The 13,105-nt window shown below is 38.6% G+C and carries 13 protein-coding genes and 1 other annotated feature; of the genes, 11 read left to right on the top strand and 2 right to left on the bottom strand.

Annotated elements, in window-relative coordinates; translation table 11 throughout:
* Nucleotides 1-177: 177 nt before the first annotated feature.
* The gene (locus IGK96_RS12410) at nucleotides 178-684 is read right to left on the bottom strand and encodes a cysteine hydrolase family protein (protein ID WP_010824004.1); all 507 of its coding nucleotides are present in this window, start codon (nucleotides 682-684) and stop codon (nucleotides 178-180) included.
* A gap of 170 nt (nucleotides 685-854) precedes the next feature.
* On the opposite strand from IGK96_RS12410, the gene gshAB reads away from it, so the two are divergent.
* The 3 genes from gshAB to IGK96_RS12395 all read left to right on the top strand — a co-directional run bounded on the left by gshAB (nucleotide 855) and on the right by IGK96_RS12395 (nucleotide 3,847).
* Nucleotides 855-3,125 (top strand): bifunctional glutamate--cysteine ligase/glutathione synthetase, encoded by a 2,271-nt coding sequence (gene gshAB, locus IGK96_RS12405; RefSeq protein ID WP_085443088.1) that lies wholly within the window; start codon nucleotides 855-857, stop codon nucleotides 3,123-3,125.
* Nucleotides 3,126-3,313: 188 nt separating this feature from the next.
* Nucleotides 3,314-3,415 (top strand): putative holin-like toxin, encoded by a 102-nt coding sequence (locus IGK96_RS12400; RefSeq protein ID WP_162780856.1) that lies wholly within the window; start codon nucleotides 3,314-3,316, stop codon nucleotides 3,413-3,415.
* Between the two features lie 330 nt (nucleotides 3,416-3,745).
* Entirely contained in the window at nucleotides 3,746-3,847 is a 102-nt protein-coding gene (locus tag IGK96_RS12395; protein WP_162780856.1) for a putative holin-like toxin, read from the top strand.
* Between the two features lie 214 nt (nucleotides 3,848-4,061).
* Here IGK96_RS12395 and IGK96_RS12390 read toward each other — a convergent pair whose 3' ends face one another.
* Nucleotides 4,062-4,514: a YueI family protein gene (locus IGK96_RS12390; RefSeq protein WP_010707017.1), complete on the bottom strand. Its 453-nt coding sequence runs from the start codon at nucleotides 4,512-4,514 to the stop codon at nucleotides 4,062-4,064.
* A 184-nt stretch (nucleotides 4,515-4,698) separates the two neighbouring features.
* Here IGK96_RS12390 and IGK96_RS12385 point away from each other — a divergent pair, with 184 nt between their 5' ends.
* The 8 genes from IGK96_RS12385 to IGK96_RS12350 all read left to right on the top strand — a co-directional run bounded on the left by IGK96_RS12385 (nucleotide 4,699) and on the right by IGK96_RS12350 (nucleotide 12,969).
* Complete coding sequence (locus tag IGK96_RS12385; protein WP_085443087.1) at nucleotides 4,699-5,646, top strand: ABC transporter permease; 948 nt, start codon at nucleotides 4,699-4,701, stop codon at nucleotides 5,644-5,646.
* Nucleotides 5,643-6,608, top strand: a complete 966-nt coding sequence (locus IGK96_RS12380) for an iron chelate uptake ABC transporter family permease subunit (protein ID WP_085443086.1) — start codon at nucleotides 5,643-5,645, stop codon at nucleotides 6,606-6,608. Before IGK96_RS12385 ends, IGK96_RS12380 begins: the two co-directional genes overlap by 4 nt.
* Entirely contained in the window at nucleotides 6,605-7,360 is a 756-nt protein-coding gene (locus IGK96_RS12375) for an iron ABC transporter ATP-binding protein (RefSeq protein WP_010776168.1), read from the top strand. The genes IGK96_RS12380 and IGK96_RS12375 overlap by 4 nt, the downstream gene beginning before the upstream one ends.
* A gap of 38 nt (nucleotides 7,361-7,398) precedes the next feature.
* Nucleotides 7,399-8,352 (top strand): siderophore ABC transporter substrate-binding protein, encoded by a 954-nt coding sequence (locus tag IGK96_RS12370; RefSeq protein WP_002359060.1) that lies wholly within the window; start codon nucleotides 7,399-7,401, stop codon nucleotides 8,350-8,352.
* Between the two features lie 147 nt (nucleotides 8,353-8,499).
* Nucleotides 8,500-8,745, top strand: a binding site (T-box leader).
* Between the two features lie 49 nt (nucleotides 8,746-8,794).
* Nucleotides 8,795-10,438, top strand: coding sequence for a peptide ABC transporter substrate-binding protein (locus IGK96_RS12365; RefSeq protein WP_002359061.1), 1,644 nt, complete (start codon nucleotides 8,795-8,797; stop codon nucleotides 10,436-10,438).
* 21 nt (nucleotides 10,439-10,459) lie between these two features.
* Nucleotides 10,460-11,680 (top strand): peptidase T, encoded by a 1,221-nt coding sequence (pepT, locus tag IGK96_RS12360; RefSeq protein ID WP_085406739.1) that lies wholly within the window; start codon nucleotides 10,460-10,462, stop codon nucleotides 11,678-11,680.
* Nucleotides 11,681-11,765: 85 nt separating this feature from the next.
* Nucleotides 11,766-12,323: a GNAT family N-acetyltransferase gene (locus IGK96_RS12355; RefSeq protein ID WP_085443085.1), complete on the top strand. Its 558-nt coding sequence runs from the start codon at nucleotides 11,766-11,768 to the stop codon at nucleotides 12,321-12,323.
* Nucleotides 12,324-12,357: 34 nt separating this feature from the next.
* Nucleotides 12,358-12,969, top strand: a complete 612-nt coding sequence (locus IGK96_RS12350) for a YktB family protein (protein WP_010713729.1) — start codon at nucleotides 12,358-12,360, stop codon at nucleotides 12,967-12,969.
* Nucleotides 12,970-13,105: the final 136 nt, after the last annotated feature.

Below are 13,105 nucleotides of genomic sequence, written 5' to 3'. Positions count from 1 at the left end.
ATTATTTATTAGTTTAGTGAATGATGACATAAAAAAAGACAGAACATGAGAGACAAGCCTAATCGACTTATGTCCCACACTCTAAATCTTCAACTAATCAACTGAACACTTTTTCCTTATACTAACATGAAATACGACAAGAAAACATAGTGAACAAACAATTTTTTGGAAAAGCCCTCAATTTATTGAAGGCAAAAAAGTCAAAAAGCGGCCAGCCCAAATAGCTTCATGATGTTGGATAATTTGTGCCGCGGTTAAATGTCCATTATCCAAGGTGGAAGTGGTTTTCGGTGTCATCAAACACGTATAGCCTAAACCATGAGCCATCCGAATTGTAGTGTCCACACAAAACTCGGTTTGGACACCAGCGATTTCTAACGTTTGAATGTCGTGTTCCGTCAATAAATCATTTAAATTTGTTTGGTAAAAGGCATTCGCATGTGTTTTGCGGATGAAAAAATCTGTGGGCTGTGCATCCAGCTTTTCAAAAAGTTGCCAAGAGTCTGAGCCAAAAGGTAATTCGATTTCTTCATGTTGAACAAAAATAATGGGCGCATGGTGTTGGCGGTAGACAGCAATACGCTGATTGACTTTATCCAACACTGCTGGTAGACGGTACAATTGCTGCGTCGGACTTTCGATGCCTTTTTGAAAGTCAATTAAAAGTAATGCACGATTTTTCATGGGCAATCCCCACTTTCTATAAACTAGTTGTTTTCAGTATAACGGAAAAAGGCGCTCTCTAAAAGTGTCTCGAAAATTCCCAAGTGAACGTTCAAAAAAATAGCATATTTACTCGTTTTCCTATATAATAGTAAGAGAAACAGATAGTTTGTAGAAAGAAAGGCGACAAGATGAATTATAGAGAATTAATGCAAAAGAAAAATGTTCGTCCTTACGTATTGATGGCTCGTTTTGGTTTAGAAAAAGAAAACCAACGTAGTACACGAGAAGGGCTTTTAGCGACAACTGATCATCCCACGGTTTTTGGTAACCGTTCTTATCATCCATATATTCAAACAGATTTTAGTGAAACACAATTAGAACTAATCACGCCTGTAGCAAATAGCGGCACAGAAATGCTTCGTTTTTTAGATGCCATTCACGATGTGGCTCGTCGTTCGATTCCAGAAGATGAAATGCTGTGGCCATTAAGTATGCCGCCACGATTACCAACAAAAGATGAAGAGATTAAAATCGCTAAATTAGATCAATATGATGCGGTGTTATATCGTCGTTATTTGGCAAAAGAGTATGGCAAACGAAAACAAATGGTCAGCGGAATTCATTTTAATTTTGAATATGACCAAGCCCTGATTCAGCAATTATATGATGAACAATCCGAAGTGACAGATTGCAAACAATTTAAAACGAAAGTATACATGAAAGTTGCCCGTAACTTTTTACGTTATCGCTGGTTAATTACGTATCTTTTTGGGGCTTCACCAGTTAGTGAAGACGGCTACTTTAGAGTCTATGACGACCAACCACAAGAACCTATTCGCAGTATTCGGAATAGTACGTATGGCTACAGAAATCATGACAATGTGAAAGTATCTTATGCCTCATTGGAACGCTATTTAGAAGATATTCATCGCATGGTGGAAAATGGTTTACTTTCTGAAGAAAAAGAATTTTATGCGCCTGTGCGCTTACGTGGTGGGAAACAAATGTCTGATCTGCCTAAAACAGGTATTCGCTATATCGAGTTGCGTAATTTAGACTTAAATCCTTTTTCACGTTTAGGCATTGTGGAAGATACTGTGGATTTCTTACATTATTTCATGTTGTATTTATTGTGGACAGATGAAAAAGAAGAAGCGGATGAATGGGTAAAAACTGGCGATATTTTAAATGAACAAGTGGCTCTTGGTCATCCTCATGAAACGATTAAGTTAATTGCAGAAGGCGATCGGATTTTTTCAGAAATGATTGATATGTTAGATGCTCTAGGCATTCGCAAAGGCAAAGAAGTTGTCGGTAAGTATTATCAACAACTGCGGAATCCACAAGACACCGTTTCTGGAAAAATGTGGACGATTATTCAAGAAAACTCCAACAGTGAACTGGGAAATATTTTTGGAAACCAATATCAAAGTATGGCCTTTGAACGCCCTTATCAATTAGCTGGTTTCCGTGAGATGGAATTATCCACACAAATTTTCTTGTTTGATGCGATTCAAAAAGGTTTGGAAATCGAAATTTTAGATGAACAAGAGCAATTTTTGAAACTGCAACATGGTGAGCACATTGAATACGTCAAAAATGCCAACATGACTAGCAAAGATAACTACGTGGTACCATTGATTATGGAAAACAAAACCGTGACAAAGAAAATTTTGTCTGCAGCAGGGTTCCATGTGCCTGGCGGTGAAGAATTTTCATCTTTTATTGAGGCACAAGAAGCACATTTACGCTACGCCAATAAAGCGTTTGTCGTGAAACCAAAATCAACGAATTACGGTTTAGGAATTACCATTTTTAAAGAAGGCGCTTCGTTGGAAGACTTTACGGAAGCGTTACGGATTGCTTTTAAAGAGGACACAGCGGTTTTAATTGAAGAGTTTTTACCTGGAACAGAATATCGGTTCTTTGTGTTAGATAATGATGTAAAAGCCATCATGTTGCGCGTGCCAGCCAATGTTACCGGAGATGGCAAACACACTGTAGAAGAATTGGTGGCCGCTAAAAATAGTGATCCATTGCGGGGGACCAATCACCGTGCACCACTAGAGTTAATCCAGTTAAATGATTTAGAAAAACTAATGTTGAAAGAACAAGGTTTAACTATCTATTCTGTGCCAGAAAAAGAGCAAATCGTGTACTTGCGAGAAAATTCTAATGTTAGCACGGGCGGGGATTCGATTGATATGACCGATGTCATTGATGATAGTTATAAACAAATCGCCATTGAGGCCGTAGCTGCTTTAGGAGCCAAAATTTGTGGCATTGATTTAATCATTCCTGATAAAGACGTAAAAGGCACACGTGATAGCTTAACGTACGGGATTATCGAAGCGAACTTTAATCCAGCCATGCACATGCATGTGTATCCATACGCTGGACAGGGTAGACGCTTGACAATGGACGTTTTAAAACTTTTATACCCAGAAGTGGTTCAATAAAAAAAGAATATCGCCAAAAAATTCATAATAGATTTTTTGGCGGTATTCTTTATAAAAACGTTTTCTTGGTGAACCCAATAGGTTATACTAAAACTATTACCAATGAAAGTTGTATGACGGTGGCTCTGAGTTAGAGAGGCAGGTGATGCCTATGTGTATCCGATGCACTTTAACGAAAGGAGCATTTTTTGTCAATCGAAGCGACATTGGAATTGATGATTAGTTTTGCAACCCTTGTTGCGTTACTGATTTTCGGTATCCTTGAAGCAACGAAAAACAATAAAAAATAACCGTTCACAAGCTTCGTAGGCCGAACGGTTAAGATTCAAAACTTAACTCAGTAAGCCACCAGTTCTTATAACTGGTGTTGGTATAAAAGGAGAGGTATGTAGTAGCATATCTCTCTTTTCATTTTCATAATAGCATAATTCTATTTAAAATGGAAGCGCTCATAACTTATATCATTTTATAGAAAATTCCTATAAAAACGTTTTCTTAGTGAACCCAATAGGTTATACTAAAGCTATTACCAATGAAAGTTGTATGACGGTGGCTCTGAGTTAGAGAGGCAGGTGATGCCTATGTGTATCCGATGCACTTTAACGAAAGGAGCATTTTTTTTGTCAATCGAAGCGACATTGGAATTGATGATTAGTTTTGCAACCCTTGTTGCGTTACTGATTTTCGGTATCCTTGAAGCAACGAAAAACAATAAAAAATAACCGTTCATAAGCTTGACAGGCCGAACGGTTAAATAGTAACAAAAATTTAACTCAGTAAGCCACCAGTTCTTATAACTGGCGCTGGTATAAAGGAGAGGTATGTACCCGCATACCTCTCTTTTTCATCTTTATAATAGCACAATTCTATTATAAATGGAAGCGCTCATAACTTATGTTTAAACAATCCAATGACTCATAACTTTTCTTGAGCTTTTTATGAGTGAAATAGTTTTTGCCAGAAGCCTTTTTTAGCTGTTGGCTCTTCTTTTGGCGTTTCGGTTGCTTGAGGATATTTTTCTGTAACGTCAATCACAGGTTCATCGACTGCATGTTTTTCAGCTAACAGTAAGCCGAGAGAGTCAGGGTTGTTCTCCACAAAATTGTTAACAATCTTAAAGGTTGCGCCATGCTGATTTAATAATTTAATATAGGTACTTTGCAGGTCAGAAGAGATTTCGCCATTTAAAAGTACTGTAACTTCAGGATGCTTCGCTAATTCTTCTAATAAATGTTGTTGATTCTGTGTATCTTTCATTTCAGCGACGGTCATGGAGAGACGGCAGCGTTCACGAAATGTACCCATATATTTGTGTTGTTCTTCAGGATTGACGAGGGGCGTACCGTACATTCCTTTATCCAGACGTTGTTGTAAGTCATCATTCGCCATTCAGTAACACTCCTTTCATAACGTTTCCCTCCATTATAGCATATCTTAGATAAGTCGTTGGTCAGTCGGCTTGAGAAGAAGTTTTTAAGAAAGGAAAAAAAGTGGTTGCATTTGTGATGGTTTTCTCATACACTGTAATTAAGAATGAGAATCATTCTCAATTAAATAAAAATGGAGTTTTCTCATGAAAAAGATTGGTTTGTTTGTTCTACTATTACTTTTCAGCTTATTGTCATTAGTGATAGGGGTGAAGGACATTGCACTTTCTCAGTTGTTTCAATTAGATGCGCAGCAACAATTTGTTTTATTTGCCACCCGTGTTCCCCGCACGTTGAGTTTAATCATTGCTGGTAGTACGATGAGTATTTCTGGCTTGATTATGCAGCAACTCACACAAAATAAATTTGTCGCTCCAAGTGTCGCTGGAACAACCGATAGTGCAAGGTTGGGTATTTTAGTCGCAATGTTATTTTTCCCAACAGCTCCGTTTCTCTATCGAACGGCAATTGCTTTTATTTTTGCGCTAAGCGGGACCTTATTATTCTTAGCGCTCATTCGATTATTACCAAGTAAGAATCAAGTGATGGTCCCTTTGGTGGGCGTGATGTTTGGTAACATTCTAGGCTCAATTGCCACATTTTTTGCCTATCAATACCAATTGGTTCAAAATATGTCTGCTTGGTTACAAGGAAATTTTTCCACAGTTATGAAAGGGAATTATGAATGGTTATTCTTAATGATTCCTTTGTGGTTTGTTATTTATTTATTTGCTTATCATTTCACTGTCGTTGGTATGGGTGAAGCATTTGCAAATAGTCTTGGCGTCCATTACCAGCGAATTCAGTTTTTAGGTTTGACGCTGGTTGCTTTAGCAAGTGCCATTGTTTTATTGATGGTGGGGAATATTCCGTTTTTAGGGGTTGTGATTCCTAATCTCGTGTCTTTACGTTATGGCGATCATATGAAAAATACCTTGTGGTTAACTGGGATTTGCGGGAGTTTGTTCTTGTTAATCTGTGATATTTTAGCACGAGTATTGATTGCCCCTTATGAAATTCCTGTCAGCGTGGTTGTCGGAACATTAGGGAGCATTTTGTTCATTTTATTATTACTAAGGGGGCGCACACGATGAAACGGCCTTTAAAAAAATGGCTTTCATTACTTTTGCTTTTAGCTGCCGTAGTAATTGTGAGCCTTTGTTATTTAACTTATAACACGTATGGCAATTGGTCCTTTGCTTTGGCGTTACGAGGCAAAAAGTTATTGGCTTTTATTTTTGTCGGAATCGCTGCGGCTTTTTCAACTATTAGTTTTCAAACAGTCACGCAAAATCATTTCCTAACGCCAAACATTTTAGGGATGGATTCCTTGTACGTCTTTGTGCAGACGGTGTTATTTTTTCTTTTAGGAGGCGCACAAGCGTTAGGTCAAGTAAGTCTTGGCTCGTTTTTGATGAACGTCTTTTTAATGGTGTTTTTAAGTACTAGTTTATCGTATTTTCTATTACGCAAAAATCAATCCGATTTATTTTTATTATTGATGATTGGCATGATTTTAGGTACTTTTTTCAGTAGTATTAGTACGTTTTTACAAGTGATTATGGATCCTAACGAATACGACTTACTCCAAGGAAAGTTGTTTGCCAGTTTCGGTAACGTCAATAGTCAGTATCTCATTTTCGTTGGTGTGGCGGTACTCATGATTTGTGGGATACTTTGGCGGGAAAGTTACCGTTTAGACGTTTTACATTTAGGGAACCATCAAGCACAGAATTTGGGGATTGCTGTGAATCAGTTTCAATTAGTGTTGTTGTGTTTGATCAGTAGTCTGGTCGGCTTATCAACAGCATTAGTGGGACCGATTACATTTTTAGGTTTTATCGTGGCCAATATGAGTTATCAATTCATGAAAACCTATCGCCACCGAGAACTGTTTGTGGCAGGGAGTTTAATAGCAGTCTTTTTATTGGTGTTCGGTCAATTGATGGTTGAACAGGTCTTTCATTTGAATACCCCGCTCAGTGTCGTGATTCAATTTGTTGGGGGCGTTTATTTTATATGGAAAATTATTGCAGAAAGGAAGCAACGCACATGATCCAGATGAGTGATGTATCAAAAAAATATGGCGATAAATTTGTCGTTTCAGACATTGATTTACCTATTTCTGAAGGCAAATTAACGGCCTTTATTGGGCCAAATGGCGCTGGGAAAAGCACGCTGCTAGCCATGATGAGTCGCTTAATTCCCAAAGATACCGGGGAAATTTATCTGGACAAGCAAGAAGTAAAAACCTGGAAGCAATCGGCTTTTTCACAAAAAATTGCCCTTTTAAAACAAGCCAACGGTGTACAACTTAAATTAACTGTGCGAGAACTGGTCAATTTTGGTCGTTTTCCTTATTCCAAAGGTCGCTTAAAAAGCGCTGACCATGAAAAAGTAGCAGAAGCGTTGGAACAATTGGGCTTAACTGAAATGGCGGAAGAATACATTGATACCCTTTCTGGGGGCCAATTACAAAGGGCGTATATTGCCATGATTTTAGCCCAAGATACCGATTATATTTTATTAGATGAGCCCTTAAATAACCTCGACATGAATTATGCGGTTCAAATGATGCAGATTCTTAAACGCTTAGTGGATGAACTAGGAAAAACGATTCTGATTGTTCTACATGATATTAATTTTGCCGCAAGCTATGCAGATGAAATTGTCGCCATGAAAGGCGGAAAGCTCTATGCGCATGGCGCAACAGAAGAAGTTATTCAAACAAGTATTTTAAATGATCTTTATGAAATGAATATCCGGATTTGTGAAATTGAAGGAAAACGCTTTTGTCTTTATCACTAAATCGGGCAATTTAAAAATAACGTTTTTGGAGGAAAAAAATGAAAAAGAAATTTTTAGCAATGATGGCAGTTTCAATGATGGGACTGTTAATGTTAAGTGCTTGTCAAACAAATAAAAAAACAGCAGATTCTGCAACAACGGAAACAACAGCCAAAACGGAAGTTACAGTCAAAGACACCAATGGTCAATTAACCGTTCCCAAAAATCCTCAGAAAGTCGTTGTTTTTGATAATGGTTCCTTGGATACAATGGACGCACTAGGTGTCGGTGACCGCGTGGTAGGTGCGCCAACCAAAAATATCCCTGCGTATTTGAAAAAATACCAAAAAGTTGAATCAGCAGGCGGCATTAAAGAACCAGATTTAGAAAAAATCAATCAACTAAAACCAGACTTGATTATTATTTCTGGTCGTCAACAAGATTATCAAGAACAATTAAAAGCCATTGCGCCAACCATTTACTTAGCTGTAGATGCCAAAAATCCTTGGGCATCAACGAAACAAAATATCGAAACGTTAGGCACTATTTTTGATAAAGAAGAGGTAGCTAAAGAAAAAATAACCGGCTTAGAAAAAGAAATTGCTGACGTGAAAAAACAAGCAGAAGCTAGTGCGAATAATGCGCTTGTTGTGTTAGTTAACGAAGGACAACTTTCTGCTTACGGAAAAGGCTCTCGTTTCGGTTTAATTCATGATACATTTGGCTTCAAAGCAGCAGACGATAAGATTGAAGCTTCCACTCATGGGCAAAGTGTTTCTTACGAATATGTTTTAGAAAAAAATCCTGGGATTCTCTTTGTGGTAGATCGCACCAAAGCAATTGGTGGCGACGATTCAAAAGATAACGTCGCTGCAAACGAATTGATTCAAAAAACCGATGCTGGTAAAAATGATAAAGTCATTATGCTTCAACCAGATGTTTGGTATCTAAGCGGTGGTGGATTAGAATCAATGCATTTGATGATAGAAGATGTTAAAAAAGGATTAGAGTAAAATTGTTTTAGAAAAGAGGGATTGAAACCTCTTTTCTTTTTTTTATGAAAAACAAAAAAGTTTTAAATTAAAAATGTGGTTGACGGCCTCGAAAATGTTTGCTAAACTATCCGTAAATCAGTATGATTGATGAAACAAATAAAAGAACAAAATGTGATGAGAAGGAAAGTACTTTTTAAAATAGCTTGCAGAGAGCCTCGTTTGGTGAGAAGAGGTAGTGACGTTAAAGGGGAAAATGGCCTTTGAACAGGTTGGTTGAAGCAGTTTGCTTAAACCAATTCAGGTGCGCCTGTTATAGCGCTACAGTATGATTGTACTGGAAACGAGCGGATCTTTTTTAGCGAAGAGATCAACAAAGGTGGTACCGCGATTGCATAAGCATTCGTCCTTTTTAGGACGAATGCTTTTTTTATTTGTTTAAAAAATATGAGGGGGCAACAACATGAAATTGGGGAAAAAAGTAGTAGGTTTGATTGCAACAGGGTTTCTTTTAGCCGCATGTGGCGGAACCAAAGAAGCGGCAGAGAAAGTAGATTCGGGAAATTTAGCAGCTGAACAAAAAATCAGTATTAGTTCACCTGCACCAATCTCAACATTGGATACAACACAAACAACAGATAAAAATACCTTTACAATGGCACAACATTTATTTGAAGGCCTTTATCGGTTTGATGATGATAGTGCCACGGTGCCAGCTCTAGCTAAAGATGTCAAGATTAGTGACGATGGGCGCAAGTACCACTTTACCTTGCGGGAGGGGATTAAGTGGAGCAACGGCGAGCCAATCACGGCCCAAGATTTTGTTTATTCTTGGAAAAAACTGGTGACACCAGCGACGATTGGACCGAATGCCTATTTACTAGATAGTGTTAAAAATAGTTTTGAAATACGCAACGGTGAAAAGTCAGTCGATGAATTAGGGATTTCAGCCCCTAATGACAAAGAATTCATTGTTGAATTAAAACAGGCCCAACCTTCCTTCTTAGCAGTCGTTTCGATTGCTTGGTTAGCGCCACAAAATCAAAAATTTGTCGAAGCGCAAGGTAAAGATTACGCCTTGGATAGTGAACATTTACTTTATAGCGGGCCATTTACGCTAGCCAATTGGGATGCGACTTCAGATACTTGGACATTGAAAAAAAATCCAGAATACTATGATGCGGATCAAGTGAAACTGGAAGAAGTTGCGGTTAGCACAATCAAAGAAGATAATACTGGGATTAACTTATATCAAGCGAATGAACTAGACTTAGTTCGCATTAACGGACAATATGTTCAACAATATCAAGATGATCCAGGCTATGTCAGTCATCCAGATGTGGCCAACTACTTCTTAGATTTCAACAAAAAAGAAGGCACGCCATTAGCGAATGTTCATTTACGAAAAGCGATTGGCCAAGCAATTGATAAAGAAGCCTTAACACAAAGTGTCTTAAACGATGGGTCAAAACCCCTCAACGGATTGATTCCAAGTAAACTTTATGCGAATCCAGAAACAGATGAAGATTTCCGAGCTTACAGTGGCGAATATTTGAAAAATGACGTCAAAAAAGCCCAAGCTGAATGGACGAAAGCCCAAGCGGATGTCGGTAAAAAAGTGAAACTTTCATTGCTGGCGGCAGATACAGATCAAGGAAAACGAATTGCGGAATATGTTCAAAGTCAGTTGCAAGAAAATCTGCCAGGTTTAGAAATTACCATTTCATCGCAACCAAGTAATAATGTGAATCAATCGCGACGTGAAAAAAATTATGAGTTGTCTCTTTCAGGATGGATTGCCGGCAGTAGTGAATTAGACTCTTACTTTAACTTATATGCAGGAGAATCAAGTTACAATTATGGCAATTATCATAATGCCAAATACGACCAACTGGTAGAAGATGCACGAACGATTAATGCCAATAATCCAGAGAAACAGTTTGCAGAATACAAAGAAGCGGAAGACATCTTGTTGAACCAAGATGCTGCCCAAGTACCGCTGTATCAAAGTGCCTCAAATTATCTAATCAATCCTAAATTGAAAGGCATTAGTTATCACTTGTATGGGGATTATTTCCACTTGCGCAATGCCTATTTAACAGAATGATTCAGGAAGAAGGAGTAAAAAATGGAAAAATTAGTCGAACGATTTTTAACTTACGTGAAAGTTAACACCCGTTCAGATGCCAACAGTCAAACCACACCGACGACGGTCGGTCAAGTGGTTTTAGCCAAAATGATTGAAACAGAACTTCATGAATTAGGCTTGGCCGATGTGCATTATAACGAACAAAACGGTTTTTTAACGGCACGGTTGCCTGGTAACCAACCTGCAGCGAAGAGCATCGGGTTGATTGCACATCTGGATACGGCGGATTTTTCAGCAGAAAATATCCGTCCCAAAGTCATCACTAATTATGATGGCCAAGATGTCCTCTTGAATCAAGAACAAGGCATCGTTTTATCGGTTGCTGAATTTCCCAATTTAAAAGAGTATCAAGGGGAAACGTTGATTACTACAGACGGAACCACACTTTTAGGAGCAGATGACAAAGCGGGAATTGTCGAGATTTTAGCTGCTGTTGAGTATTTTTTGACACATCCAGAAGTAGCGCGGGGGGATGTTTGGCTCGCCTTCGGTCCAGATGAAGAGATTGGACGCGGGGCCGATCAATTTGATGCGCCGAACTTCCCAGTCGCTTTTGCGTATACGATTGACAGTGGCCGCGTGGGGCATTTCGAGTATGAAACGTTTAACGCTGCCCAAGCTGTGATAACAATTGAGGGAACCAGTGTCCATCCGGGAACGGCCTATGGTTCGTTAGTAAATGCCATTAAATTAGGCGAACAACTTGATCAATCACTGCCGCAAAAGGAAGTACCAGAACAAACACGTGGAAATGAAGGATTTTATTTACTCAATAAATTTACAGGAAGTATTGAAAAAGCAGAACTTGTCTATATCATTCGGGATCATGATCAAGAAAACTTTCAAGCGAGAAAGCAATTTTTGGAAAAACAAGTCCAACGTTTAAATGCGCTGGCGGATAAACCCAGACTAACAATTACTTTCCAAGACCAATACTATAATATGAAGGAAATTATCGAAAAAGATTGGACCCCTGTAGAATTGGCCGTCCAAGCAATGGAAAGTTGTGACATTGAACCAATCATCACACCATTTCGTGGCGGGACAGATGGTTCTAAGATTTCTTTCATGGGCATTCCCACGCCTAATCTATTTACAGGAGGCGAGAATTTTCATGGGCAATATGAATTCATTACCGTTGAATCAATGGCCAAAGCTGTTCAAACGATCATTGCCATCATTCGCTTAAACGCTAATTAAAGAAACACGCAAGGGAAATGCCGATTTTCCTTGCGTGTTTCGCTGTTTTTCGGTAAAGTATGTAGAAAAGTAGGGAGTTTTGCTCATGAATTATCCATTGATTTTTGCAGAAAACCAACAATTGGAAACGGAACGATTGCATTTACGACCAGTGACATTAGCAGATACAGATGATTTATTTGAATATGCTTCAGATGAAGAAACGACGCGTTTTGTGTTTCCTAAAAATGAAACCAAAGAAGAAACAAGAGCCAGTATTGCGAAATATTTTATGGGGGAACCTTTAGGAAAATATGGGATTGAAGTGAAAGAAACGGGCAAAATGATTGGCACGATTGATTTGCGGGTCAATGAAACCAATAATATTGGAGAATTAGGCTATGTCTTGAACCGTGCCTTTTGGGGCAATGGCTACATGCCTGAAGCCGCGACGGCGTTAGTTGAACTGGGTTTTGCAAAAATGAAACTCATGAGAATCTTTGCTTTACATGATCAAGACAATCCAGCTTCTGGTCGTGTCATGGAGAAAATTGGTTTTACCTACGAAGGAACACTACCCAATGCTCGAATTAGTAAAGGGAAAATTGTCACAGATGTTTATCGTGGGATGACACTGGAAACATGGCAAAATCGACAAAAATAGAAGCGTAAGACAAGTTGAGAGAGGAATTAGAGAAATGTTGATGTTTACAGAAAAAGAATTCGCAGCCTTTGAAGTTGCTGGATTAGATGAACGAATGGCGGTTATCCGTGCGCAAATTCAACCTATTTTTCAAGAATTAGACACGTATTTTGCCGAACAACTAGCGCCTGAACTAGGAACGGAGTTGTTTGTCCATATTGCGCAACATCGCCGTCGCACCGTGTATCCACCAGAAAATACTTGGTCCGCACTCAGTCCGAATAAGCGCGGCTATAAAATGCAGCCGCATTTTCAATTAGGCATTTGGGGCGACTATGTGTTTATGTGGTTGTCATTTATTGATAATCCTAAAAATGAAAAGCAGATTGCGCAAGCCTTTTTAGAGAATCAGCAATTATTCCAAGCATTACCAGAAGATACGTATGTTTCCTTGGATCACACGGTTCCTCAAATTACTCCGCTGCCGGAAACGGATTTAGAAAAAGCCTTAACTCGTTTTAGAGATGTAAAAAAAGGTGAGTTTGAAATTGGGCGCATCATTCCCAAAGATAGTGCTTTGTGGCAAAACCCTGAAAAAGCACGAGCGTATATGTTGGCAACCTATCAACAACTCCTGCCATTGTACCAATTGGCTATTGCCCAATAAGAGAAACAGACAGCATTTTGTGTTTTAGTGTTATTTTATCGAATTATCTAATCGTCAAAAATGAGAAAAGCTCACAATGTTAGTATCGAAAACTAACATTGTGAGCTTTTCTGAGGTTTGGTTAGCAAAAATTTAA

The sequence above is a fragment of the Enterococcus sp. DIV0682 genome (genome assembly GCF_051712685.1).
Lineage (GTDB): Bacteria > Bacillota > Bacilli > Lactobacillales > Enterococcaceae > Enterococcus > Enterococcus faecalis.
This window is presented reverse-complemented; position numbering and strand designations above follow the sequence as displayed.